We start from the raw sequence: 25,772 nt of genomic DNA, 5'->3' as shown, positions 1-25,772 counted from the left end.
AAAAGTATTAAATCATATTACAATATTTTTAAGCGCTAAAATAGCGTAAGATTCAAAAGATTATTTAATGAGGTGATAAAAGATGGGAATGACAATGACGCAAAAGATCCTTGCAGCACATGCAGGACTCGAATCGGTAAAGGCAGGGCAGCTTATAGAGGCTAATCTTGATCTTGTTTTGGCAAATGATATTACTGGACCTGTGGCAATTCACGAGGTTGAAAAGCTGAACAAGAAGACAGTCTTTCACAAGGATAAGGTGGCTTTGGTACCGGATCATTTTACTCCCAATAAAGATATAAAGTCAGCAGAGCACTGCAAGTGTGTTCGCGAGTATGCCAAGGCACAGGGAATTACAAACTATTTTGAAGTTGGCGAGATGGGTATCGAGCATGCACTTTTGCCGGAAAAAGGTTTGATTGTGGCTGGTGAGACATGTATTGGTGCTGACTCTCATACATGTACATATGGAGCTCTCGGTGCATTTTCAACAGGTGTTGGAAGTACAGATATGGGAGCCGGTATGATAACCGGACAGGCTTGGTTTAAGGTTCCATCTGCAATTAAGGTTGTTGTGACAGGAAAGCTTAAGCCATGGGTAAGCGGAAAAGATGTAATTCTTCACCTGATTGGAAAGATTGGTGTAGATGGTGCGCTCTATCGCTCACTGGAGTTCGTGGGAGATGGAATTGCAAACTTGTCTATGGATGATAGATTTACAATTGCCAATATGGCAATTGAGGCAGGTGCCAAGAATGGTATTTTCCCAGTTGATGAGAAGACGATTGCTTATATGGAAGAGCATTCAAATAAAGAATATAAGGTATATGAGGCAGATGAGGATGCTGAGTACGATGAGGAGATTGTTATCGACCTTGATAAACTCGATTCTACTGTGGCATTTCCACATCTTCCAGAGAATACTAAGACAGTAAAGGAAGCAGGCGAGGTTACAATCGATCAGGTTGTTATCGGTTCTTGTACAAATGGACGAATCGAAGACCTTCGCGTAGCTGCTAAGATTCTTGAGAACAACAAGGTTAAGAAGGGAATTAGATGTATTATCATTCCTGCAACCCAGAAGATTTATCTTCAGGCAATGGAAGAGGGCTTGTTGAAGACATTCATCGAGGCCGGTGCCATTGTCAGCACTCCTACATGTGGTCCATGTCTTGGTGGTCATATGGGTATTCTTGCTGCTGGTGAGAGAGCAGTTGCAACTACTAACAGAAACTTTGTCGGAAGAATGGGTGATGTCACATCAGAGATTTACCTTGCAAGTCCGGCAGTCGCAGCAGCTAGTGCAGTTACCGGTAAGATTTCTGAGCCATCAGAGCTTGGAATGTAACTTGAGAAGGAGGAAGAGAAGATGAAAGCTTTAGGTAAAGTATTTAAGTACGGCGACAATGTAGATACGGATGTTATCATCCCAGCTAGATATCTGAATTCATCAGATCCTGCTGAGTTGGCGACACACTGTATGGAAGATATAGACAAGGATTTTGCAAAAAATGTTCAGAAGGGTGATATTATCGTGGCAACAAAGAACTTTGGTTGCGGATCATCAAGAGAGCATGCTCCAATTTCTATTAAGGCGTCAGGTGTTAGTTGCGTAATTGCAGAGACATTTGCGAGAATTTTTTATAGAAATGCTATTAATATCGGTCTTCCAATTATTGAATGTAAAGAAGCTGCAGAGAATATTGACGCAGGTGACTCTGTGGAAATAGACTTTGACTCAGGTATAATTTACAACAAAACTAAGGGTGAAAGCTATCAAGGACAGGCTTTCCCAGAGTTTATGCAGAAGATTATTAAGGCCGAAGGACTTATGAATTATATTAATTCAAAGAATGCATAAGTTTCGGAATATTTTAATATAAAAAAACATATTGTAATTTGGATAATTAGTTGGTACAATGTTATTATGCATCTGGATAATTCTTCGGAATGGAGATATTATTGAAAACTAATAACAAAAATATTATTCTGATTATTCTATTCGCTGTTATCCTTGGCATTGTTTGGTTTGTCTATGAAAAACCTATGTCAGGGAATAGCGACGATTCTTTTTTGGAAGCGGGGGAAGTGGCTTATGCTGGTGGAACTCACCGGGAGTTCTCTGAATCAAGCCCAAGCCCTGCTAGGGCAAGTTTTTCCAAAAACAAAGAAATGATATACATCCACGTGGTCGGTGCAGTTAAGAGACCTGATGTATATATATTTGACCATAAACCTCGAATAGTTGATGTCATTAAGAAAGCTGGGGGCTTTAAGAAGAATGCAGCAAAGAATACGATAAATATGGCTGAATCCCTAGACGATGGCATGCAATTAGTTATTCCAACCAAGTCCGAGGTCAACAAGTTAGAGAAGCAAAGAAAAGCTGATTCCGGTAATGAGAGTTTAGCAGAGGGCATAAAGGTTGACCTGAACAAGGCTACGAGGGACGAACTCATGACTTTAAGCGGTGTGGGTGAGTCAAAGGCCGATGCTATAATAGAGTATAGGGAGAGTACTGGTAAGTTCAAAAAAATAGAGGATTTGATGAACATACCGGGCATAAAAGAAGGAGTTTTTAACAAAATTAAGGACAAAATATCAATTGGTTGATAGGAGAAATGGAACATGGCGAGGAAAGTGTTAGTCGTAGATGATGAAAAGTTAATTGTTAAGGGATTAAAGTTTAGTTTAGAACAAGATGGATTAGAAGTCGATGTGGCTTATGATGGAGAAGAAGCTCTTGCTGCAATCAAGGAGAATAATTATGATACTATTCTTCTTGATGTTATGCTTCCAAAGTTGACTGGTTTTGAGGTATGCCAGCAGGTGAGAGAGTTTTCAAATGTGCCTATTATCATGTTAACTGCCAAGGGCGAGGATATGGATAAGATTCTTGGACTTGAGTATGGAGCTGATGATTATATCACTAAGCCTTTTAATATTCTTGAAGTTAAAGCTAGGATTAAAGCTGTTATGCGACGTGCAACAGGAGCTAAGGAGCAAGTGCCTTCAGCTGAACATGTATATGGTGACTTGAGAATTAATTTTGAGAGTCGACGTGTATTTGAGAAGGACAGAGAGATTAAGCTCACTGCCAAGGAATTTGATCTCTTGGAGTTGTTTGCAACAAATGCAGATAAAGTATTTAGTCGAGAGAAACTTCTCAATGATATTTGGGGATATGAGTATCTGGGAGATGTTAGAACCGTAGATGTTCATGTCCGCCGTTTGAGAGAGAAGATTGAGGTCACACCGAGTGATCCAAAGTATATTCATACCAAATGGGGTGTTGGCTATTTTTTCCGTGCATAGAGTAAAGAGAGGAATATTCAAAAGTCTCAAGATAAAGTCACTTGTTATCTTGATTCTTTTTGGACTTATTCCTCTTATATGTTTTTCTATATTTTATATCGATTTGAACCGAAGTAAATCTGTTTCTCAGAGAACTTCGGAAGTTTTAGTGCGCGGAAATATTATATCTAATCTTATTGTAAATTCAGGATATTTTTCAACTGAAAATATACATGATGTTGATGCTGAAATATCTCAGGTTTCAGATATGTATGACGGTCGTATACTAATCGTGGATCAAAATTATACTGTCGTTAAGGACACATATCGACTTGAAGAGGGAAGTACTGCTATCATGCCGGAAGTCCTTGAGTGCTTTGAGGGAAACACCAATCAGATTGTCAATCAGAGTTCAGAGGGTGTAAAGATTCTTCTTCCTGTGCGAAGTGTAGAGGACTCCAAGGTCAAGGGCGTTGTCATTATGAACTTTTCATTTCAGTCCATTAATACCCATTATGACAGCATCGCCTCGATTACAATTTCTGTAATTGTCGTAATCGCTTTGGTTGTCATCCTTCTTGCATGGCTTAATTCTCAGAAGTTGATTGAGCCTATGAAACACTTAAATCAGGAGATTAATGCCATCACTGAGAGTAATTTTGGTATTAAGATGGACGTTAAGGATTATACGGAGATGGAGGTTCTAAGTGATTCTATCAACAGCATGTTGGACAATGTGCAGCGCTTGGAGGAATCCCGTGAAGAATTCGTATCCAATGTGTCTCATGAGTTGAAAACACCTATTACGTCAATGAAGGTTTTGGCGGATTCTCTCACGACTGCTGAAGATATGCCGGTTGAACTCTACAAGGAATTTATGGTGGATATCAACGACGAGTTGGATCGCATGAATAAGATTGTAAATGACTTGTTGAGCCTTGTTAAGATGGATAAGAACGCCTCTCAGCTTGCTATTGAAGAGGTAAATATCAACGAGTTCATAGAAAATATTATGAAGAGCATAAAGCCAATCGCGGAAGAGAGAAATATCGAGATTGTATTCGAGAGTACGAGACCTGTAAATGCGCAGATTGATCCGGTGAAATTGGGCATGGCAATATCAAATCTCATAGAGAATGCTGTAAAGTATAATTATGACAATGGATGGGTTAATGTTGCTCTCAATGCCGATCACAAGTTTATGTATATCAAGATATCAGATTCTGGTGTTGGAATTCCGGATGATGAAAAAGAACATATCTTTGATAGATTTTACCGCGTTGACAAGGCGAGATCCCGTGAGACAGGGGGAAATGGTCTGGGACTGTCAATTACCAGAAATGCTATTTTGCTTCACAAGGGATCTATAAAAGTACACAGTTTGGAAAACCATGGAACGGTATTTGCCGTGAGAATTCCACTTATATACACGGAGTGATAAGATATGATAGATAAATTGAGCAGAGCATTACTTGTGCTTATATTTGCCTGTCTCCTTGGAGGCTGTGGAAGTGCTGAAGAGCCGACAGTAGAGGGAGATTATACAGTCTACGTGGTGAGAGATGATTTGCGTGGACTTGAGTCAGCTCAGTATAAATGTAAGACAAAGTCAGAAGATGTTATAGCGAGAATTCAAGAACTTTTGGACCAATATGACAAGGTGGAAGTTACAGAATTCATGCTTCAGGAGAACCAGTTGACAGTGAGATTTACTCCTGCATATAGAAATCTAGATAGAGTAGAGGAAATTCTCATCAGGTCAGCTATCGTTAAGACACTTTGTCAGGTTAAGGGTGTTGAGTATGTAGAGTTTTACATTGACAAAGACAAATTGACTATTAACGGAGAAGAAGTTGGGGTAATGAATGAATTGTCCTTTATGGATTCTCTAGGTGGAGATGGAAAAACTCAGGATAAGTCAACTATTATGTACTTTGCAAATCAGAACAATGACGGTTTGCTTGAAATCAATACAAAGATTTCCTATGACAGAAAAGTTCCTTTTGGAAAATTGATTATAGAAAAACTGATTGAGGGGCCAAGTGAAGAGGATAGATTGGAGAATCCAGGCATTCTTGCCACTGTGCCTGAGGGTACAACTCTCAATTCCATGACAATCAGAGATAATATATGCTACGTGGATTTTTCCACAGAGTTTCTCAACAAGAGAACTGACGTCAGCGGAAAGATTACAGTATATAGTATAGTTAATTCTCTTTGTGAGTTGGCAGATGTCAACAAGGTCAAATTCACTGTTGACGGCGAGACAGTGAAGAACTATGGAGATGTGGAGGATTTCACAGTACCTTTTGAGAGGAATCTAGACATAATTAAGGAGAGTTTGGAAGAATAGGGGGATGAAGTTTACTTGAAAAACAGACCATTGGTAATCCTTTGGCTTCTGTTGATGGCTGCAATTATCATATGGTTTCAATTCATATATGATATTGATTCTTCGGTGATTGCCTGCCAAGAGGGAATATTTACGGGAAAAGTGACTCGTATAACAAGTGGGAAGCTGGGGGTAAACTATGTCTTAGAAGACACCCTGTTGCAAGGGGAGAAAAAAGTGCGAGTTGGAAAAATGCTCTGCACCACAAAAGATAGCGAAAAATACGATGTTAAGGTGGGAAATATTGTCCGCATAAAGGGGACATATTCTAATTTCTCAAAGCCGACTAATCCAGGTGGATTCCATGAGCAATTATATTACAAAAGTCAGGATTATGTCGGAAAAATCCAAATACAAGATATTATAATAGTAAATAATAAATATGACAGACTTCCGGAATATTTGCGCGAGTTGAGGGATTTTTTTTCAGCTAGACTTAGCAAAGTTATGAACAGTGAAGATGCGGGAATTATGAGTGCAATGATTTTGGGGGATAAGACACTCCTTGATAAGGATATCAAGGAGCTTTTTGAGAGCGCTGGAATATCACATATTTTGGCGATTTCCGGTCTTCATATCTCACTCATAGGCATGGGTCTTTTCAATTTCCTGAGAAAATATCTGATTAAGATGCAGTATGCAGCCATATTCACTGTGACATTTCTTCTCCTGTATGGAGAACTCACAGGTTTTCCGGTTGCCACCACTCGAGCAGTGCTCATGATGGTAATTGCGATGCTTGGGAAAACTGTGGGAAAGTACTATGATCCCCTGTCGGCCATTGCTCTAAGCGGAATATTCACCCTGATAAATGAGCCGTTACAGCTGTTTCAATGTGGGTTTCAATTGAGTTATGCGTCGGTTCTTGGAATCCTTCTCTTTGACGAGGCGATTAAGAGATTGGAAATTGAGAATATAATTGCCAAAACGATTATCCAGGGCCTTGCATTGTTCCTGACAACATTTCCCATAATATGTTGGTATTACTTTGAAATATGTCCCTATAGCGTGATAATTAATATGTTAGTACTTCCACTTATGTCATTATTGGTTGGAGTGGGATTTATCGGATGTATATGTTTGATATTCAATTCTATGTTGGCAGAGTTCATCCTTTCTACGGCGCATTTTATACTGAAGTATTATAAATTAATATGTCATGGTGTGAATTATTTGCCATATAATAAGATAATTATTGGAAGGCCAAACGTAGTATTTATGGTTATTTATTATGGCCTAATATTAGCTGTGATAGGTGTATTTCTTGTGGATTATAATAGAAAAAAACTTTCGGGTCTAGCGGGACTTGCGATATTAATATTCTTTTTTGCAAAACCAAAATATGGATTCGTGTATATTCAGGGAGATGTTGGACAGGGAGATATGGAAGTTATAATATGCGACAACAGAACATTTTTAATTGACGGAGGGAGTACGTCTAAGAAAAACATTGCTGAAAATGTAATTGAGCCGGTTCTCAAGTTCTATGGGAGAGATAGGATAGATGAAGTATTTATAACTCATGGTGATGAGGACCATACCAGTGGCTTGATTGAGATGCTTGATAAGGGGGAGAAGCGAGATATAAGGATATGTCGGGTGGGGCTTCCCGGGATAGAGAATAAGGACAAGAACTATTTGGCGTTAGAAGAGAAGATAAGGAGAGAGAATATCAGCATTGACTACATTTGTAGAAAAGACACTCTCAGAATATCAGACCAATTAACCTTTGATTGTCTACATCCTAGGATTGACTTTCCATGGAAAGAGCCCAATGACTACTCCTTGACCTTTATGATAAATTATAAGAATTATAGGATTTTGACAACGGGAGATCTCGAGGTGAATGGGGAGGAGGATGTGTTGGAGTCGATGGAAAATAGTCCTATGAGCGTGGATATTCTCAAGGTAGGACATCACGGTTCCAAGTCATCTACTTCTGATGCTTTTTTAGCATATTTTTCTCCCAAGTATGCATTTGCTTCTGCCGGGGTTAATAATAGATATGGTCATCCTGCAAGAGATGTGGTTGATAGAATCAAGTCTTTCGGAACATTTTTCTTAAATACTGCGGAGAGCGGTGCTATAATTGTTTCTGAGGAAAATAGAAGACTTAATATCAAGACTATGTTAGAAAAATAGGCATAAAAAAACGGAGACGGTGGGATTCGAACCCACGTGCCCTTGCGGACAACTCGATTTCGAGTCGAGCTCGTTATGACCTCTTCGATACGTCTCCATAAAAAACAACCAAGTAAATTTATACCATTTTTTTAGCAATTTGTCAATGCTCTGATAAAAAACATTTCCACGGAAAGCTCGTCTTTCATCTGGCCTGTTTTGAAGAGTTCTTCGCTTTCTGTGATATTTTCCAGCATGTGGATAAGTTCGCTTCGCTTGAAGCCGTTTGCCTGTTGCTTATACTTCCCAATGGCAAAGGTAGGTATCTTCAATTCGTTGGCGATAATCTTATCTGCCTTGGATCTTGATAATTCCTTAACCTGTATGAGAATGTTGATGTGCCTTTGAAATAGTCGGACCAGAACGGGAGCTGGCTCTCTCAGTTCCTGTAAATCGCGGTAGAGCTTGTAAACTAGGGTGCTGTTTCCGGTCATAACTGCGTCAATCATATCGAAGACCTTGTCCACAACCTGACCACTGCAGATGGCATCTATGTCCTGAGTGGTAACTGAATTGGCATCTCCGATGTAGCCAATCAGTTTATCCATCTCGGTGGAGAGAGTGTTCATGGAGAAACCGACTTTGGAAATTAGATAACTAATCTCTCTTCGGGGGATTGTCTTGCCGTATCGCTTTAGATATCCGGCTATCCATCCGGCTAATTCGTGCTCATTTTTTTGCTTGCACTCGGTGACGCATCCGTTTTTCTTCATCCACTTTACCAGGGAGTTTCGTCCGTCAATCTTGTCCTCGACAAAAAGAACGTAGGTGCTATCAGGGAAGGAATCGAGGATGGAAGTCATCTCGCTTGATTTGCCAAAAAGGCCACTTCTCTTGACTACCATCAATCTGTTCTCAGCAAAAAAAGGAAGAGTGTTCCCAAGGGAATCAAAATCTTCCAGATTAAGGGTTTCGCCCTCATAAAATGTTGTATTGACGGTGTCACCCTCAGTAGAGAGCTTAGAAATGATCTGCCTTGAGTAGTAGGTGACCATGTACTTTTCCTCACCGTATACAAGATGAAAGCGAGATAAATTGTTGGTTTTTAGCTGGTTATCGATGGTTTGCATTTCGTCCTCCTATCCTCTATTAAGTATATACTAAGTCGGGAAATAATACAAGTAGTGTGGATTGACTATATTTTAAAAATATTGTACAATATAATCTGCGGGGTTTATAACCTTTTTTGGGTTATAAGTAAAAAGGATTTAGAAGGGAAGCTCAAAATGAACAAGAAAAAAATATTGGTGCCGATAGTGGCAGTGGCTTTTGTTGCTATTGTAGTAGGTTGCTTGTACGGGGCAGGTGTGTTCTCGCCATCCGGAGAGGAGTCAAGCAGTGCGGAGCCAAGTAAGAAGAGGAAAGTTGTCAATATGAATATTAATGGAGAAATCAAGGAGATTGATTTTTCTTCGACGGTTGTTGACAGTGGTATGGATTTAGATGCAGTTAAGTATATAGTTGAGAACAATGTTCCGCAGGGAGAGAAAAAACCAAAGAATGCATATTATGACAAGGGGTTTAATCTTATTCCCGAGAAAAAGGGTGATATAGTTGATAATGACAAGCTGGCAGGAGATATTCTCACCCAATTAGCCGGAAATGATAGCGCATCTATAAATCTCGATGATTATTACAAAGAAGCTAAGATTACTACTGAGAGCAAAGAGATTAAAAAGATTGGAAAAGCTATTAATAGATATGAGGACATGAGGATTACTTATAAATTTGGCAAGCAGAAGGAAGTTCTCGATTGGACCAAACTTAAGAAACATGTCAAGTATAAGAAGAAAAAGGCAAAACTTGTAATAGACAAGAAGTGGCCGGAACAATTTGTCAAGCATCTCGCCAAGAAGTATAATACTTTTGGTAAGACTAGAAAATTCAAAACTACCAAAGATGGTGTCAAGAAGATACACGGAGGAATTCTTGGATGGTGGATTGATGAACCGGCGACGGTTACTAAACTGAATAAGTTGCTTAGGAAGGGAAAGTCAAAGACTGTAGAGCCTGTATATAAGAACCAGGCAGTTAAGCATGGAAAAGATGATATCGGTGATACATACGTTGAAGTAAGCATCAGCAGACAGCATTGCTGGTTTTACAAGAAAGGTAAGCTCAAGATGCAGTCCAATGTGGTTTCAGGACTGGATACACCTGCAAGAAGAACTACTAAGGGTGCGCATAGAATATATGCTATGCAGAGAGAGCGATACCTGGGAACTATGGCAGTTCAGGGATATCATACATTGGTCCACTATTGGATGCCATTCAACTGGGATGGACAGGGACTTCATGATGCCACTTGGCGCGGAAGATTTGGAGGTAATATATACAGATACAGTGGTTCACATGGCTGTGTCAACCTCCCATATAGCTTTGCGAGAGAGTTGTATTCAAAAGTAAAAGTTGGAACACCGGTAATTGTTTACTAGATAAATGATCTAGAAAGGGATGAATGATGGCTAGATTTTGGGCAGTCGTTGCTCTCGGAATATTTTTTATAATACTTCTGGTGCTCACGGCATTTGTATTTATCAAATACTTTCAACTTTGGAAGCGACTTGGGTGGAATAAAGTGATATATTGGGTAATTCATGGAGTGTTTTTTGTCAATTTTATAGGCGGAGTTGCAGGATACTTCGGATATGACAATGACTTGATAAAGAATATTTTGCTTCGAATTGCCGGAATATATATGGTCGTATTTATTTATTCGCTGATTTTTCTTGGAATAAGACAGCTGATAATAGCAATAGGGACCAGAATTGAAGCGGATAATAAGATATATAAGTTTATCAAAAGCACGAGAAAAGGCATCACGTGCATACTTGTATTTACTATAATCTGTGGTGTTTTGTCGGTGATTAATATGAGATGGTATCAGGTTACGGAGTACAAGGTATCTATCAATAAGCATTTAGATGTTGATGACACCGGTAAGAGTGAGAACAAAGACAGCATGAGAATTGCCATGATTAGCGATGTTCACATGGGATCGGGTGTTCTTGGAAGCGATATTACGCGAGTAGTCGACAAGATAAATGAGACCAAACCTGATATAGTAGTACTCGATGGAGATTTTGTAGATCAGTCCACGACTGAGAGCCAGATTGAGTTGATGATACAGGCTTTTAAGAAGATAAATGCTCCGTATGGGGTGTTTTACGTTGAGGGAAATCACGAAGTCTATCTCAGTAAAGATGTGACACATTACTTCAGAAATGCCGGAATTACTGTCCTTATGGATCAGATAACCACCCTTGCCAATGGAGTGCAGATTGTGGGACGCAAGGACTTTTCGGATATTTCAATAGAAAACGATGTGGCAAAGCTTCTTGAGGGTGTTGATAAAACTAAGCCGGTGGTTGTGTTGAGTCATCAGCCTCACCAGTTTCTTGAAGTGAGTAAGGCGGGAGGAGACCTGGTTATGAGTGGTCACACTCATGGCGGTCAGTTGTTTGGCAATTTCCTTACCTACCTAGCCAATGATATGAACTATGGAATGAAAAAATATGGCGATACATATGCCATTACATCTTCTGGAATAGGGGGATGGGGAGTGCCTGTTAAGCTTGGCGTTCCAAGCGAAGTTGTAGTGATTGATATGAAATTTAGCAAATAAAAATGGGGCTGTCGCACTAAGACAGTCTAAAAACAGGAAGAGTCCAACCAGAGAGAGACTTCAATGCGCATGCATTGCGTCTCGAGTCGGTTGGCCTCTTCCTGTTTTTTTTATCGGAATCGCATAGCGCTGGTCTTACTATTCAACTGTTACTGATTTGGCAAGGTTTCGTGGCTGATCCACATTGAGTCCCTTTTCCACAGCAACATAATATGCTAAGTATTGTAAGATGACCACTGACAAGAACGGTGTAAATATCGGAGAAGTCTCCGGCAATACTATCTGATGATCACATAGGCTTGCATCTACAGATGCGTCTGAATCCGTGATGAGGATTACTTTGGCACCACGTGAGCGAACTTCCTGAACGTTGGAAATAACCTTTGCATATACATCCGGCTGAGTGGCTAGGGCGATGACAGGAACATTATCAGTGATAAGTGAGATGGTTCCGTGCTTTAACTCGCCGGCCGCATAGGCTTCAGAGTGAATATAGCTGATTTCCTTGAGCTTAAGTGAGCCCTCGCATGAGAGCATATAATCAAGTCCACGGCCTATGAAGAAGATGTCTTCAGCTTTTGCAAGTCTCTTTGCAATATTTTCTGACTGATTGTCATAAGAGAGGGTTTCCTCTACCTTGTTGGCGATATCAGCAAACTCTGCAGTATACTCTCTGATTTTGTTCTCCGAAACATTACCTGTGATAAGGGCAAGTTTGAATGCGAGAAGATACATAACTGACAACTGAACTGAGTATGCCTTGGTACTTGCAACGGCAACCTCAGGACCTGCATGAGTGTAGAGCACGTAGTCACTTTCTCTTGCGATAGATGACTGCTTGACATTTACCACTGATAAAGTCTTGCAGCCGTGTTCTTTGGCTAGGGCAATAGCTGCCAATGTGTCTGCAGTTTCGCCAGACTGTGAAATTGTGATAATCAATGTCTTCTCATTGATTATAGGATTCTGATATCTAAACTCTGATGCAATCTCCACTGTAACAGGGATTCTTGCGAGTCGTTCGATCATATTCTTTCCGATGAGACCAGCGTGCATAGCAGTTCCGCATGCTGTGATGACGATTTTGTCAATTCCCTCGAAGAGTGAATCTGGAACACCGTCATCTGTAAAATCAGGAAGTCCATTGATGAATCTAGGTTTGATTGTATTTCGGAGGGATTCCGGCTGCTCGTGAATTTCCTTCATCATGAAGTAGTCATATCCACCTTTCTTGGCAGCTCCAACATCCCAACTGATGTGATGAATTGTAGGACCGTAGATATCGCCGAACTCGTCCTTGACGATGATCTCATCCTTGGTAATCTTAGCCAAGTGACCTTCTTTTAATACAAAGTACTGCTTTGTATAACTTACAAGAGCAACCATATCGGAAGCGATGAGACTTCCCTTCTCCGTATGAGCGGCAACGAGTGGACTACCACTTCTAATTGCATAGATTGTATCCGGGATATCTTCGAACATGATACAAAAACCATATGCTCCTTTGAGTTTCGCAGTACCAAGGCGGATAGCTTCCTCCGGATTGCCATCGTACAAGTCATTGATAACCATAGCGGCAATCTCTGAGTCTGTCTGAGATACCGGGAAAACACCTTTCTCGGCCAATTCATCCTGTAATTCCTTGTAATTTTCTATAATACCATTGTGAATCAATGTTACTTTTCCGGCGGTATGAGGGTGTGAGTTTGTATCGGAAACTCCACCGTGTGTTGCCCAGCGAGTATGTCCAATTCCGCAGTGTGATTCCATATCACTGGCACTGGCCTTGACATTTTCTCTGAGATTTGAAACTTTTCCAACTTTTTTAATTGTCTTAATCTTGTTATCTGTGAAAAATGATATGCCTGCGCTGTCATATCCACGATATTCAAGAGTTTGTAGTCCGTCGACAAGAGCTTTTTTGGCATCTTGTGTGCCTACATAACCTATTATTCCACACATATTCTAACTCCTTCTAAAAAAAATATCTCTAAACAAATAATATTATATAGTTTTTTGCTGGTAAAAGCAAGAAAAATGTGATATTATCAGTATTGTAGTTTTTTACAGAGAAAATTCATCAGGAGGGATACGCAATGTCAGTATTTAATGTTGAATTAAAGAAGATTGTTGACGATTCATATGAGGTTGAGATAGGCATCAATCTCATGGATAAACTAATAGAGGATATTAAAAATGGTCTGGTAGGCGGAATTAACAAGTTTGCCATCATTACAGATGACATTGTTGAACCGCTATATGCCACCCGGATTTATGACAAGGTGAAAGCATGTGGATACAAGAGTGATTTGTTTGTCTTTCCGGCGGGAGAGAAGAGCAAAGTCCGAGCGGTGAAGGAGCAACTTGAAGATGCAATGCTAGCTAGAGAGTATAGGCGTGATTGTTGTGTTATTGCCGTCGGTGGAGGAGTTGTATCGGACCTGGCGGGTTTTGTCGCCGGAACATTTGGCAGGGGTGTGCCTTTTATCAACTATGCCACAACACATCTTGCAGCTGCAGATGCGTCAATCGGTGGGAAAACTGCAGTTGACACTGATCTTGCCACAAATCTCATAGGCCTTATCTATCAGCCAAAGAAGGTTTATGTAGATGTAAAAACATGGGAGACACTTCCTATGGCACATAGAATCAATGGAATGGCAGAGACTATTAAACACGCTTGTCTCGCTGATTATGAGCTGTTTGAGTATCTGGAAAACAATTTCCAAAAGGTTCTTGATTGTGACGAAGAGGCCTGTATCTACATATCTGAGCACAATTGCAATGTCAAGTATCAGGTTGTCATGAAAGACGAGAAGGAGAAGAGCCTTCGAGAAATCTTGAACCTTGGCCATACAGTTGGTCGTGCTGTAGAGACAGTCAGTGATTATAGACTTCTTCACGGTGAGGCAGTGTCCATAGGACTTGTGGCACAGGCTATGCTTGGATGCAAGTTGGGATTTTTGACCCAGGAAGAGTGTGATAGAACAATCGCTCTGCTGAAAAGTGTAGGACTTCCTGTGGCGATTCCTGATTATATAGACAGGGAAGAACTTGTGAAGAAACTCTACACAGACAAGAAGGTCAGAGATGGAAAACTCAGGTTTGTATTCCAAAAGGGTATTGGAGATGTCATGCAATTTGGCGATGATGTATATGCAAGGCCGACAGCTGAGGATGAAATACGCGAGATTATAGAAAAACTTTAGGGAGGAGAAAGTGTATAATAAGCGGAAAATCGGAGATTTTTATGAAGACAGGGCAGTGAAGTACTTAGAGGAGCGAGGATATGATATCCTGGACAGGAACTTTTACAGTCGATATGGTGAACTGGATGTAGTAGCTCGCAAGGGCGAGTATCTGGTAATCGTTGAAATTAAGTACAGAGCAGAAGGAACCATGGTTTCGCCCGGGGAAAGTGTAAACTATTCCAAGCAGAGAAAGATATGTCTGACAACTAAGTACTATCTTTCTAAGCGGAGAATTAGTCCCTCGTGTGGAATAAGATTTGATGTCATTCTATTTGAAGGACAGAATCTGGAACACATAGAAAATGCCTTTGAATTCGTGGATTAAGATGCAAGAAAAAGGAGCTGTATACCATTGAGGTACCAGCTCCTTTACTAACTCAATTTGAATTGTACAGATAAATCAAACAGATATATCAAAATTGCCACCTACACTCGGATTGACTGATCTCTCCATCATCTTGGTAAGTTGGTCACCCATTTGCTGCTCGTTGTCTAGCGACTTATCTAGCATGGCAATGCTTATATCCCTCATAACTTCATTCTTTGTCCTATCTGTAGAATAATTGGCAAGATTGATTCCGCCTGAAATCTCCATCTAGATTCGCCTCCTTTCCAACACATTGTCATGAAATGTATATACACTTTTCATTATTGTAACACAATTCATCTTCAAAATCAAGATGTTTTTAGGACTTACAGATGGTTAAATATTCCTTGATTTTGATATTGTTTTCTAGTACAATATAACTTGTAAAAGTTTGCAAATATATAGATTTATCAAAGGGGAAGAAAGATGAGTAAACCTATTGTTGCCATAGTTGGACGCCCTAATGTGGGAAAGTCTACGCTTTTTAATACGTTGGCAGGAGAGAAGATTTCAATTGTAAAGGATTATCCCGGAGTGACAAGGGATAGGATATATGCTGATATCAATTGGCTGGACAAGAGTATGTCGTTAATTGATACCGGTGGTATAGATATGGATACGAAGGATGCCATGCTGTCTCATATGCGTGAGCAAGCAAATATCGCCATAGACACAGCTGATGTTATTCTGTTTGTCACAGATGTTCGTCAGGGAGTTGTGGATATGGATTTCAAAGTAGCTGATATGCTCAGAAAATCACATAAGCCTGTTGTATTAGTTGTCAACAAAGTTGATAATTTTGACAAGCTCATGCCTGATGTATATGAGTTTTATAACCTTGGTATCGGAGATCCTCATCCGGTATCTGCATCATCAAAGCTTGGACTTGGAGATTTGTTGGATGCAGTTCTGGAGCACATAGATCCGGATTTGTTTGAAGAGGAGGAAGATGACACTCCAAAGATTGCAGTTGTAGGAAAACCCAATGCTGGGAAATCCTCCCTTATCAACAAGCTTCTCGGTGAGAATAGAGTTATAGTATCGGATATTGCCGGTACTACGAGAGATGCCATCGATACTACAATTGTAAAGGATGATAAGGAGTATATCTTTATAGATACAGCCGGACTCAGAAGAAAGAATAAAATCAAAGAGGACCTAGAAAAGTACAGCATCATTCGTACTGTGGCCGCCATAGAGCGAGCTGATGTGGTGATTATGATGATTGATGCAGATGAAGGCGTCACAGAGCAGGATGCTAAGATCGCGGGGATTGCTCATGACAGGGGGCGAGGATTAATAATTGCAGTTAATAAGTGGGATCTCATAGAAAAGGACAATCACTCTGTTAAGAATTATACCAACAAAGTCAGGGAGATTCTATCTTTTGTGCCATATGCGGAGATTATCTTTATATCGGCCAAGACCGGACAGAGAACAGTGAAGCTTTTTGACATGATTGAAAAGGTAATTCAGTTCCACTCATTCCGTGTGCAGACCGGTGTTTTGAATGAGATTTTGACGGAGGCAGTAGCTATGCAACAGCCGCCATCAGATAAGGGCAAGAGGCTTCGCATATATTATATGACTCAGGTGAGCACAAAGCCGCCGACCTTTGTCATGTTTGTCAACAGCAAAGAGTTGATGCATTTTTCGTATCAACGATATATAGAAAACAGAATTCGCGAGACATTTGGATTTACAGGGACTCCAATTCGAATGATAGTGCGTGAGCGAAAGGAGAAATAAGAATTGGATATTGTTATAAAGGCAGTTATATTGCTTGTCATAGGATATTTGTTTGGATGTATACCAACGGGATACTTGGTTGGAAAGGCCAAGGGTATTAATATACAGGCAGAGGGAAGTGGAAATATTGGAGCGACCAATGCGCTTCGCTCTCTGGGAAAAGGTGCAGCGGCCATAACATTCATTGGCGATCTTTTGAAGGCCTTTATACCTATGACGATTGTTAAGTTTGTATATTGTATACATATTTATCATTTTTCGGCGGACTGGACATATCTCTGTACACTTTGTACGGGATTTGGCGTGGTTTTGGGCCACAATTTTCCTGTCACATTAAAGTTTAAAGGTGGAAAAGGTATATCAGTTTCTGCCGCTGTCATAATTATGTCAACACTTGATCCTATATTTATAGGTATAGGACTTGCGATATTTATATTGGCAGTTGCCATTACCAGATATGTATCAGTGGGATCACTGATAGTTGTATGTTATATTCCGATTTATTCAATAATGCATTATAGAAGTTGTAGCGACTTTCCGCTTATTTTGTGCGTGAGCCTTTTGTTTACTTTATTGGCTTATATTAAGCACGGAGCGAATATCAAGCGTTTGATGAATGGAACCGAGAATAAGATTGGAGGAAAAAAAGAATGAGAAATATTGCTTTCTTAGGAGCAGGAAGCTGGGGTACAGCTCTTGCAATTCTATGTGCTAACAATGGACATAAGGTTACAATTTGGTCAAAGATCAAGGAAGAGACAGATATGCTCAGAGAGAAAAGAGAACATGTTCACAGACTTCCGGGAGCTAAGTTGCCAGATTCTATAGAGATAGAGGACGATCTTGAAAAAGCATGTGAGGACAAAGATATTATCGTTATTTCTGTTGCATCACCATTTATCAGACAGACTGCGGCATCTATCAAAGATTTTATCAAGCAAGATCAGATTATCGTAAATGTTGCAAAGGGTATCGAAGATTCTACACTCATGACTCTTTGTGAAGTGATTCAAGATGAGATTCCACAGGCAAATGTGGGTGTGTTGTCAGGTCCTAGTCACGCTGAAGAGGTGTCAAAGGGAGTGCCTACTACAGTTGTAGTTGGAGCCAAAACAGAAAAGACAGCAAGTTTTATCCAGGATATTTTTATGTCTAAAAACTTTAGAGTATATACTAGTCCTGACATTATTGGTATCGAGTTGGGAGGAGCTCTCAAGAATGTTATCGCCCTAGCGGCGGGAATTCTCGACGGTATGGGACTTGGAGATAATACTAAGGCGGCTCTCATGACCAGAGGAATCGCTGAGATTTCACGACTTGGAATCGAACTCGGTGGCAAGATGGAGACATTTTGTGGTTTGTCCGGAATAGGAGATCTTATAGTTACTTGTACCAGTACTCACAGTAGAAATCACAACTGTGGCTATCTTCTCGGAAAGGGCAAGAGTTTGGACGAGGCGAAGGCTGAGATTAACCAAGCTATTGAGGGTGTCAATACAGCCAGAGCTGCTATGGCACTTGCCAACAAACATCATGTAACTATGCCGATTGTAGAGCAGATTAATGCTGTATTGTTTGACAACAGATCGGCAGAGGAGGCACTTGACCTTCTATATCTGAGAGATAAAGTAAATGAGTATAGTGCATTGACTTGGGAGAATTAGAAAATGTTCAAAAAAATAGAAAAAAAATATATATCACACAACCTGCTTTCTGCGCTTGATAGGCGAATGGTTCTTGCCATGGCAACTGTGACAATTGCAGGAGGCTTTGGTATGTGTATTGGCAATGACGTTAGTGCTGCAGAGAATCCAGCATATACTATCGTAAAGGGAAAATCTGCAACTATTAATACAATTATCAAGAAAAACCCGCTTACAGCGGAAAATTTTACAAAGATAAAAGCCTGGAAACTTCAGTGGAAGGCCGCTAAAAAGAAGATAGTTAAGGTGATTAGCAACAAGAAGATAAAGGGCTTAAAAAAAGGCATATCCTACGTCTATGGATACAAAGGCAAGACCAAGAAAGTCAAGCTAAAAGTTACGGTAGGTAAGAAAGTTACCGCTATTAAGGTTACAAGTACGAAGGTAAGCATTGTGCCGGGAGAGACTGTCAGTCTCGGAGCCAGCGTATCACCTAGCAGTGCCAGTAACAAGAAAATGTTCTTTGTATCAAGTAATCCCAGAGTTGTCACTGCGACTAAGAGTGGCAAGATTAAGGGGATTAGCAGTGGAAGTGCAACGGTCAAAGTAATTTCTAAGGACGGAAGAAAGACTAAGACTGTCAAAGTAACAGTTCAATCAGAACTGGTCAAGAAGACTTCCAAGGGATATGTAAAGGGCATAGAGAATGTAAATTATGGAATTCTAAGTTGGTACGGCGTCCCTTATGGGGCAGACACGTCGGGAAAGAACAGATGGAGAGCACCTCAGGAAGTTTCCGCTTGGTCCGGAATCAAAGACGCGACAAAGGAACGCGAGGGGGCGGCTCAGTACTGCGATGGAACCACATATACGGGGACAGAAGATTGTCTGTATGTAAATATTCAGAGGCCCAATACCAACAAGACCAATTTGCCTGTATTGGTATTTCTTCACGGGGGTGGCAATGCGTCCGGTGATGCCAATACACCATTTGATAGCTTTGTAGATACAGCGAATTGCGTTGTTGTATCTGTGGAATACAGGCTTGGTGCTTTCGGATATCTCAGTCATCCCGCACTCAGAGATGGCACTGCTGAGGAGAACAGCGGAAACTTCGCACTTCTCGATATCAAAGCAGCTCTGAAGTGGGTACAAGATGAGATTGGAAACTTCGGAGGAAATAAGAACAACGTCACCTTGTCTGGTTTCTCGGCGGGAGGTCGCAATGCTTTATTGGCGACAATATCACCTATCATGAAGGGATTATTTCACAAGGTAATAATTTTTAATGGTGGTTGCAATATATGTACCAATGATGAGGGTGATGAATCCTGTGAGGGAAAACTTGCCAATGTTTTGGTGAATAGAGGTCAGTATGAGACAAAGTCCGAGGCCAAGACATATCTTAAGAGCCTCAGTAATGGACAAATCAGAGAAATATTCGACAGCCTTACAACTGCTGAAATTGCCAATATGTACAGGTCACCGGCTCTGAAACTCACATCATTTCCACATGGCTTTAATGATGGAGTAGTTATTCCCAAGGATGGTTTCGAGGTTATCGAAAAAGGGGATTATATAAATGTTCCAATGCTTCTTGGAAGCGATGCAAGTGAGTTTTCTTCATATGCTTGGAGTGGAAGCCTTACCAGTGGAAATCTCAGCGATTTGGCGGAGATCACATCATCTGATCAGATGTTTGGAGTGATAAAAAAAGGCGTAAAGTACGGTAGTATGCTCCAATCAGAGCACTATATAGAAAAAGTTGCCAATCAGTATTACAAGAATTCGAAGCATGCCAATCTCTATGCATATAGGTTTAAATGGGGAACTGATGCCGGATTAGTGGGAAGTGTTTATTCGGATTGTTATGGCGCTTATCATGGAATGTCTAAGGATTTTCTCAGGGGCAAATACTTCAATAACTTCAAGAGTATGGTTCCCGACTTATATCCAAGTAGCAATAAGGCAGGACGTGTAGCCCTCACAACACTTATGCAAAAGTACATAGGTAACTTTGTGAAGAGTGGAAATCCCAATGCAACAGGGCTTGCCAATTGGGGAACTTGGAACAGCGCAAACAATTCCAACAAGATTATGATTTTTAATTCGAATGCGACAAAATCAACATCTGCCATGAGCAGTGAGATGTATTCTTCCGGCGGAACATTTTCGCTGATGAAGAGCGGTTGCACGAAAGCAGAATATAATATACTTATCAATTCGTTATTCAAGGACAGATTTTTCATGCCGGAGACGGTACCGAGCTACGAATAGAGGGGATGCTTGGGGAGATGTTCAAAGGAGGAGGTAGCGATGAGGTACAAGATTTTATTGGTGGGAAGTTATGACGTAGTTGTCGATGAGTTTTTTCAATCCATGGGTAATTCATTTGAATGTCTTAGCTCGTCGGCTAACGTAGATGATGTTATGGGGCATATCAGGTATTTTAAGCCGGATGCAATAGTGCTTTGTCTGCTGAACGAAACAAGGCAGCAGGTGCTTGATTTGGCAACTCTCAAATATAAGATTTCATCTAATCCGATTCCGTTTATGGCTATCGGAGATCAGGAGACCTGCCAAGAAGTTAGAGCGTGGGCTCCCAAACTAGTTGAGATTTATCTCATTAGACCGCTTACTGCCAGCGTGATTAAGGAGCGAATAATTGCATATTTCCTCGAGAAAGAGCGAATCCAGAGGGAAGAGGAGGAGCGAAGAAGGCTGGAGGAAAAGAGGCAGCAGGAGGCGGCTTTGATAGAAAAGCGCAAAGAGCAGCTCAAGGAGAAGGAAAGTGAGAGAGCTCAAAAGCGCAATGATGAGAATTTTGTATCGAGAAACGAGATTTTTGGGCACAAGAAAGAGGCTGGAAACAAAAAGCATATATTGGTTGTGGATGATGATCCGCTCATGCTGAGAACTGTGAAGAGATATCTGGGAGATGATTATGAGGTGGCGACGGCCATCAGTGGAAAGATTGCCAGGAAATTCTTGGAGAAGAGGGCCACTGATTTGATTCTTCTTGACTACGAGATGCCGGAGGAGACGGGAAGTCAGACTCTAAAAAAGATTAGGGAGAATCCAACTTGGGCCAAGATTCCAGTTATATTTTTAACCGGAGTTGACGACGCGGCCAAGGTTAGAGAGATTATTCTTCTCAAACCACAGGGATATATTCTCAAACCAATTGATAGAAATAAGTTGTTGGATACGGTGGCAACTTTCTTAAAGTAGTTTCATAGTTGAGGATGAGAGTACTATGTGCTAATTATATGGGGGAAATAGTATGGGGAAAAAGGATACGAAGCTTCTAGACTTATTTAGTTTAGAGGAATTAGATAATTTACAGAGCATGTTCTATAATCTCACGGGGCTTTCTTGTGGAATATCTGATATAGATGGTGTGGCATTGACTAAGCATATCAGCTTTAATCCATTTTGCGACAAATACATAAAGGCCAGTCCCAAGGGATTAAAAATGTGTGAAAAATGTGATAGAGAGGGAACTCAAAAAGCTTTTGAAACAGGCAAAATCCAGGTATACAAGTGCCATGCCGGATTGTATGATTTTGCAATTCCCATAGTTATTCATGGTAAACTTTTTGGCGCTTTCTTAAGTGGACAGGTGTCGGACCATTTTCTACCGAGAGAAAAAATCGAAAAACTTGCTGAGGAGTGCGACCTTGATGACGTCGAACTCTTGGAGGCTTCGAGAAAAGTCAGGATCATGACTGCCGAGGAATTGATGACCCATGCCAATATGATGAAGACGATATTAGACATATTGACGAATTCTGCATATACGAGATATGAGATTTTGCAAGAGAGTGAGGAGACAGAGCGTGTTGCCAACATGAAGTCCGATTTTCTAGCCAATATGAGTCATGAAATCAGAACACCGATGAATGCGGTTATAGGAATGGCGCAGATGGCTTTGAGAGAGGATTTGCCGCCGGTGGCGAGAGGTTATATCAATCAGATTATTTCCTCCGGAACCACGCTGTTAACCATCATCAATGACATACTTGACTTTTCCAAGATAGAGTCAGGAAAAATGCAGTTGAGTCCGGTGGAGTATGAGCCAATAGCTATGATTAACGATGTGGCAAGTATCATTCTAAGTAGAATTGGAAACAAGGACGTGGAGCTGATACTAGATGTATCGCCAAATGTTCCGACAGTTCTCTACGGTGACAACATAAGAATCAAGCAGATTCTCATAAATCTAGCCAATAATGCGGTGAAATTTACGGAATCCGGGCAAGTTTTGATTAGAGTTGTTCCGCAAAAGTACCATGACGATATGGTGGATATAGAGATTTCTGTGCAGGATACGGGAATCGGAATCAAGCAAGATCACATCGACAGACTATTTAGCTCCTTTTATCAAGTGGACAGCAAGAGAAATAGAAATATAGAGGGAAATGGTTTGGGGCTAGCCATATGTGAGAGATTGGCAAAGCAGATGAATGGTCAGATTGGCGTTGAAAGTGTATATGGAGAGGGAAGTCTCTTTTATGTAAATATTCCGCAGAAGATAGTTGATTCTACGCCTGTAGTTGAAATAGGTGTGGATGATGGTATAAAAGTACTTTCAATTATAGAAAATGAATATATCAGAACCCAGCTTGACAGGGATTTGGATAGGCTTGGAATAGAAAACTCCTATCTCTATGATGAAGAGATGCTTTTTGACTATGAGAATGATGAGAGTCTATATGTATTTATCGAGGAAAACAAGTTTGGTGATAGAATACGAGAGTACTTTGAGACGAATCCTAACGTGACAGGAATTCTGCTTGTTGATTATGATACCATGGTTCAAGTGGATCTTGACAATGTGCTGATAGTCAAAAAGCCTATATATATCTTAAATATTGCAGCGATTTTAAGAGATGAGGACTATCAGTCCCATATAGCTAATGTTGAGGTGGCTGATTTTGATTTTATCGCACCAAAAGCCAAAGTGCTGATTGTGGATGACAATGCAATTAATCTCACAGTATCTGAAGGATTGTTAAAACCTCTCAGGATGAAGATAGATACAGCTCTCAGCGGCAAAGAGGCCATAGAAAAGATTACAGTTGACAAGTATGATATGATTTTTATGGATCACATGATGCCGGAGCTTGATGGGGTGGAAACGACTCATATAATCAGGCGGTTTCACAGAGATTATAAAGATGTTCCGATAGTGGCATTGACGGCCAATGCAGTGGATGGCATGAGAGAGAAGTTCTTGGCAGAGGGATTCAACGAGTTTGTGCCCAAACCAATTGAGATGAAGGTGATATCTAAGGTAATCAAGAACAGTTTACCGCCGGAGAAGATTGAGCGAGCAAGCAAAAGCGATTTGCCGCCTTCCATGGAGATCATGCAGAAAAATATGGCAGAACAGGGGCTTGATATACATGGCTTAAATGTTGGCGCAGCCATGAAACTTCTTGGCAATACAGATCTTCTGAAGGCAGTTATCAAGGATTACTATAATGCTATAGAGAAGAAGAGCGAGATAATCAAGAAGTATGAGACGGAAGAGGATTGGAAGAACTATACTATAGAGGTTCATGCTCTTAAGAGTGCATCAAGGCAGATCGGGGCGGAAGAGTTGGCTGATATGGCTGCCGACCTTGAAAAAGCGGGAAATAATGAGGACGCTGCCACAATACATGATCTCACGCCGGCGATGCTTGATTTGTACTTGTCTTATATCGATAAGCTCAAAGACTATTGTGAGGAAAAAGTGGTTGGGGAGAAGAAGACTCCGACTAAGGATTTTCTCATGGATTGTTTTTTGGTTATGCGCTCAGCTATAGAGAATTTGGACCCAGACCAGATGGACAGCGTAATAGAAGAAATGGCCGGCTACAAGTATCCTGAGGAACAAGAAGATATGTTTGAGTACCTCAAAGACGCTGTCAATTCACTTGATATGGAGACATGTGAACAGGTGATAATATCCTGGGAGGAAATGTTAAAATCAAGTGAATAAGCATAAAAATCGAAAATACACTTTATTTTTCCGAGTTTTTATGATACAATATAAAAGGTTATCTTGTCTTTGATTGTAGGACAAGTTGATCAAATAAAATAAAACAAAAAAGCCAATTTATGGCGCTAGGAGGAAACAAAATTGAAGAAGAGTACAGTAATCCTAAGTACATTACTTATTTCATCTATTTTGGTAACAGGATGTTCTTGGGGGGATGTTAAAAACAAGTTTACAGGCGAGGATACAGCTAGTGGAAGCGCAGTAAGCGGTTCAGCTGTTATCGAGATTGAAGATTACAATCCGGAAGAATGCGTGACTCTACCTGAGTACAAAGGCGTAGAAGTTGATTGTACTGTTAAGGCAGATGAGATCAAAGCTGATATCGATTCAGATCTGGGCTCTCACAGCAAGGAGAAGAAAATCAAAGATCGCGCTTGTAAGAGTGGCGACACTGTTAACATCGACTATGAAGGAAAGGCGGATGGCAAAGCATTTGACGGCGGAACTGCTAAGGAGCAGGATTTGGTTCTTGGATCCGGATCAATGATTCCTGGATTTGAAGATGGAATCGTTGGCATGAAGCCGGGAGAGCAAAAAGACGTCAAGGTGACTTTCCCTAAAGACTATAACACTAAGGAGTTAGCTGGAAAAGATGCCGTATTTACAATCAAGCTCAACTTCATCAAGAAGACTATTATTCCAAAGCTCACAGAGGAATATGTAAAGAAGAATACAGATCATAAGTCAATTGATGAGTACAAGAAGAGTGTCGAGGAAAAACTTGCAAAGCAGAAGAAGGACAGTGCACCATCTAATGCATTTGGAAAGGTTTTGGAAAAAGTTGAAGTTAAGAAGTATCCTAAGGGTCTAAAGGAAGTATATATTGAGCAGCTCAAGACATACTATGCAAGCATGGCAAAGAGCTATGGTGCAAGTGACCTCAAGGGATTTGCAGAAATGCAGGGAATGACTGAGCAGCAGTTTATCGAAAGCTCAATCACTCCTGGAGCTGAGAATATGGCTAAGCAGCATTTGGCAGCTGAAGCTATTGCAGCTAAGGAAGGCATCGATGTATCAGATGATGATGTTAAGACTGAAATTGACAAGATTGTTAAACAGCAGAATGTTGAAGTTAGCAAACTTGAGGAAAATTATAAATCAATGTATGGATCATCAATGAGCTTGAATGATTACTTTAAGATCATGCTTAAGCAGAACAAAGTTGTAGAGCTTGTTGGTAAGAATGCAAAGATTAAAGAGTAGAAAAAAGTTTTCAACCTG

General features: G+C 40.5%; 21 protein-coding genes and 1 tRNA gene. 18 read left to right on the top strand and 4 right to left on the bottom strand.

Going from position 1 to position 25,772, the window contains the following annotated elements; genetic code table 11:
• Nucleotides 1–82: 82 nt before the first annotated feature.
• The 7 genes from leuC to L877_RS0109690 all read left to right on the top strand — a co-directional run bounded on the left by leuC (nt 83) and on the right by L877_RS0109690 (nt 7,828).
• Nucleotides 83–1,348 (top strand): 3-isopropylmalate dehydratase large subunit, encoded by a 1,266-nt coding sequence (leuC, locus tag L877_RS0109720; protein ID WP_026835904.1) that lies wholly within the window; start codon nt 83–85, stop codon nt 1,346–1,348.
• Between the two features lie 21 nt (nt 1,349–1,369).
• Nucleotides 1,370–1,861: a 3-isopropylmalate dehydratase small subunit gene (gene leuD, locus L877_RS0109715; RefSeq protein ID WP_026835903.1), complete on the top strand. Its 492-nt coding sequence runs from the start codon at nt 1,370–1,372 to the stop codon at nt 1,859–1,861.
• A 101-nt stretch (nt 1,862–1,962) separates the two neighbouring features.
• A complete protein-coding gene (locus tag L877_RS12940; RefSeq protein WP_051437804.1) occupies nt 1,963–2,613 on the top strand; it encodes a helix-hairpin-helix domain-containing protein in 651 nt (216 codons plus the stop codon).
• Nucleotides 2,614–2,628: 15 nt separating this feature from the next.
• Nucleotides 2,629–3,315 (top strand): response regulator transcription factor, encoded by a 687-nt coding sequence (locus L877_RS0109705; protein WP_026835902.1) that lies wholly within the window; start codon nt 2,629–2,631, stop codon nt 3,313–3,315.
• Nucleotides 3,308–4,732: a HAMP domain-containing sensor histidine kinase gene (locus L877_RS0109700; RefSeq protein WP_051437803.1), complete on the top strand. Its 1,425-nt coding sequence runs from the start codon at nt 3,308–3,310 to the stop codon at nt 4,730–4,732. Before L877_RS0109705 ends, L877_RS0109700 begins: the two co-directional genes overlap by 8 nt.
• 6 nt (nt 4,733–4,738) lie before the next feature.
• Nucleotides 4,739–5,647 (top strand): GerMN domain-containing protein, encoded by a 909-nt coding sequence (locus tag L877_RS0109695; RefSeq protein ID WP_026835900.1) that lies wholly within the window; start codon nt 4,739–4,741, stop codon nt 5,645–5,647.
• A 15-nt stretch (nt 5,648–5,662) separates the two neighbouring features.
• Entirely contained in the window at nt 5,663–7,828 is a 2,166-nt protein-coding gene (locus L877_RS0109690) for a DNA internalization-related competence protein ComEC/Rec2 (RefSeq protein WP_026835899.1), read from the top strand.
• Nucleotides 7,829–7,839: 11 nt separating this feature from the next.
• On the opposite strand, the gene L877_RS0109685 is transcribed toward L877_RS0109690, so the two are convergent.
• Nucleotides 7,840–7,925, bottom strand: a tRNA-Ser gene (locus L877_RS0109685).
• A 34-nt stretch (nt 7,926–7,959) separates the two neighbouring features.
• Nucleotides 7,960–8,937 (bottom strand): DNA polymerase III subunit delta, encoded by a 978-nt coding sequence (gene holA, locus L877_RS0109680; RefSeq protein WP_026835898.1) that lies wholly within the window; start codon nt 8,935–8,937, stop codon nt 7,960–7,962.
• A 156-nt stretch (nt 8,938–9,093) separates the two neighbouring features.
• Here holA and L877_RS0109675 point away from each other — a divergent pair, with 156 nt between their 5' ends.
• Together L877_RS0109675 and L877_RS0109670 are read left to right on the top strand one after the other, a co-directional pair.
• The gene (locus L877_RS0109675; protein ID WP_026835897.1) at nt 9,094–10,302 is read left to right on the top strand and encodes a L,D-transpeptidase family protein; all 1,209 of its coding nucleotides are present in this window, start codon (nt 9,094–9,096) and stop codon (nt 10,300–10,302) included.
• Nucleotides 10,303–10,325: 23 nt separating this feature from the next.
• A complete protein-coding gene (locus L877_RS0109670; RefSeq protein WP_026835896.1) occupies nt 10,326–11,492 on the top strand; it encodes a metallophosphoesterase in 1,167 nt (388 codons plus the stop codon).
• Nucleotides 11,493–11,630: 138 nt separating this feature from the next.
• On the opposite strand, the gene glmS is transcribed toward L877_RS0109670, so the two are convergent.
• Nucleotides 11,631–13,454: a glutamine--fructose-6-phosphate transaminase (isomerizing) gene (gene glmS / locus L877_RS0109665; protein ID WP_026835895.1), complete on the bottom strand. Its 1,824-nt coding sequence runs from the start codon at nt 13,452–13,454 to the stop codon at nt 11,631–11,633.
• Nucleotides 13,455–13,588: 134 nt separating this feature from the next.
• Here glmS and aroB point away from each other — a divergent pair, with 134 nt between their 5' ends.
• Together aroB and L877_RS0109655 are read left to right on the top strand one after the other, a co-directional pair.
• On the top strand, nt 13,589–14,701 hold the full coding sequence (gene aroB, locus L877_RS0109660; RefSeq protein ID WP_026835894.1) for a 3-dehydroquinate synthase: 1,113 nt from the start codon (nt 13,589–13,591) through the stop codon (nt 14,699–14,701).
• A 10-nt stretch (nt 14,702–14,711) separates the two neighbouring features.
• Complete coding sequence (locus L877_RS0109655; RefSeq protein ID WP_026835893.1) at nt 14,712–15,068, top strand: YraN family protein; 357 nt, start codon at nt 14,712–14,714, stop codon at nt 15,066–15,068.
• A 75-nt stretch (nt 15,069–15,143) separates the two neighbouring features.
• Here the strand turns inward: L877_RS0109655 and L877_RS12935 are convergent, their stop codons facing one another.
• Nucleotides 15,144–15,338: a YjfB family protein gene (locus tag L877_RS12935; RefSeq protein WP_034785597.1), complete on the bottom strand. Its 195-nt coding sequence runs from the start codon at nt 15,336–15,338 to the stop codon at nt 15,144–15,146.
• Nucleotides 15,339–15,536: 198 nt separating this feature from the next.
• On the opposite strand from L877_RS12935, the gene der reads away from it, so the two are divergent.
• The 7 genes from der to tig all read left to right on the top strand — a co-directional run bounded on the left by der (nt 15,537) and on the right by tig (nt 25,754).
• Nucleotides 15,537–16,859, top strand: a complete 1,323-nt coding sequence (gene der, locus L877_RS0109645; RefSeq protein ID WP_026835892.1) for a ribosome biogenesis GTPase Der — start codon at nt 15,537–15,539, stop codon at nt 16,857–16,859.
• A 3-nt stretch (nt 16,860–16,862) separates the two neighbouring features.
• Nucleotides 16,863–17,513, top strand: coding sequence for a glycerol-3-phosphate 1-O-acyltransferase PlsY (plsY, locus tag L877_RS0109640; protein WP_084554853.1), 651 nt, complete (start codon nt 16,863–16,865; stop codon nt 17,511–17,513).
• Nucleotides 17,510–18,523 (top strand): NAD(P)H-dependent glycerol-3-phosphate dehydrogenase, encoded by a 1,014-nt coding sequence (locus L877_RS0109635; protein WP_026835890.1) that lies wholly within the window; start codon nt 17,510–17,512, stop codon nt 18,521–18,523. The genes plsY and L877_RS0109635 overlap by 4 nt, the downstream gene beginning before the upstream one ends.
• Nucleotides 18,524–18,526: 3 nt before the next feature.
• Nucleotides 18,527–20,779, top strand: a complete 2,253-nt coding sequence (locus L877_RS0109630; RefSeq protein WP_026835889.1) for a carboxylesterase family protein — start codon at nt 18,527–18,529, stop codon at nt 20,777–20,779.
• Nucleotides 20,780–20,818: 39 nt separating this feature from the next.
• Nucleotides 20,819–21,733, top strand: a complete 915-nt coding sequence (locus tag L877_RS13640; protein ID WP_051437802.1) for a response regulator — start codon at nt 20,819–20,821, stop codon at nt 21,731–21,733.
• Between the two features lie 52 nt (nt 21,734–21,785).
• Nucleotides 21,786–24,491 (top strand): PocR ligand-binding domain-containing protein, encoded by a 2,706-nt coding sequence (locus L877_RS0109620; protein ID WP_026835888.1) that lies wholly within the window; start codon nt 21,786–21,788, stop codon nt 24,489–24,491.
• Nucleotides 24,492–24,632: 141 nt separating this feature from the next.
• On the top strand, nt 24,633–25,754 hold the full coding sequence (gene tig, locus L877_RS12925) for a trigger factor (RefSeq protein ID WP_051437801.1): 1,122 nt from the start codon (nt 24,633–24,635) through the stop codon (nt 25,752–25,754).
• Nucleotides 25,755–25,772 lie beyond the last annotated feature (18 nt).

Source organism: Eubacterium xylanophilum ATCC 35991 (assembly GCF_000518685.1).
GTDB lineage: Bacteria > Bacillota > Clostridia > Lachnospirales > Lachnospiraceae > Eubacterium_F > Eubacterium_F xylanophilum.
The sequence above is the reverse complement of the archived record's forward strand: the minus strand, read 5'-3'. Positions and strand labels throughout refer to the sequence as shown.

What these genes read in the sequence shown, in the direction of transcription:
- aroB (WP_026835894.1), top strand. Translation starts at nt 13,589, where the DNA reads ATGTCAGTATTTAATGTTGAATTAAAGAAGATTGTTGACGATTCATAT.
- L877_RS13640 (WP_051437802.1), top strand. Translation starts at nt 20,819, where the DNA reads ATGAGGTACAAGATTTTATTGGTGGGAAGTTATGACGTAGTTGTCGAT.
- leuC (WP_026835904.1), top strand. Translation starts at nt 83, where the DNA reads ATGGGAATGACAATGACGCAAAAGATCCTTGCAGCACATGCAGGACTC.
- L877_RS0109675 (WP_026835897.1), top strand. Translation starts at nt 9,094, where the DNA reads ATGAACAAGAAAAAAATATTGGTGCCGATAGTGGCAGTGGCTTTTGTT.
- L877_RS0109705 (WP_026835902.1), top strand. Translation starts at nt 2,629, where the DNA reads ATGGCGAGGAAAGTGTTAGTCGTAGATGATGAAAAGTTAATTGTTAAG.
- L877_RS0109620 (WP_026835888.1), top strand. Translation starts at nt 21,786, where the DNA reads ATGGGGAAAAAGGATACGAAGCTTCTAGACTTATTTAGTTTAGAGGAA.
- holA (WP_026835898.1), bottom strand. Translation starts at nt 8,937, where the DNA reads ATGCAAACCATCGATAACCAGCTAAAAACCAACAATTTATCTCGCTTT.
- L877_RS0109630 (WP_026835889.1), top strand. Translation starts at nt 18,527, where the DNA reads ATGTTCAAAAAAATAGAAAAAAAATATATATCACACAACCTGCTTTCT.
- L877_RS0109635 (WP_026835890.1), top strand. Translation starts at nt 17,510, where the DNA reads ATGAGAAATATTGCTTTCTTAGGAGCAGGAAGCTGGGGTACAGCTCTT.
- der (WP_026835892.1), top strand. Translation starts at nt 15,537, where the DNA reads ATGAGTAAACCTATTGTTGCCATAGTTGGACGCCCTAATGTGGGAAAG.
- leuD (WP_026835903.1), top strand. Translation starts at nt 1,370, where the DNA reads ATGAAAGCTTTAGGTAAAGTATTTAAGTACGGCGACAATGTAGATACG.
- L877_RS0109670 (WP_026835896.1), top strand. Translation starts at nt 10,326, where the DNA reads ATGATGGCTAGATTTTGGGCAGTCGTTGCTCTCGGAATATTTTTTATA.
- L877_RS0109695 (WP_026835900.1), top strand. Translation starts at nt 4,739, where the DNA reads ATGATAGATAAATTGAGCAGAGCATTACTTGTGCTTATATTTGCCTGT.
- glmS (WP_026835895.1), bottom strand. Translation starts at nt 13,454, where the DNA reads ATGTGTGGAATAATAGGTTATGTAGGCACACAAGATGCCAAAAAAGCT.
- L877_RS12935 (WP_034785597.1), bottom strand. Translation starts at nt 15,338, where the DNA reads ATGGAGATTTCAGGCGGAATCAATCTTGCCAATTATTCTACAGATAGG.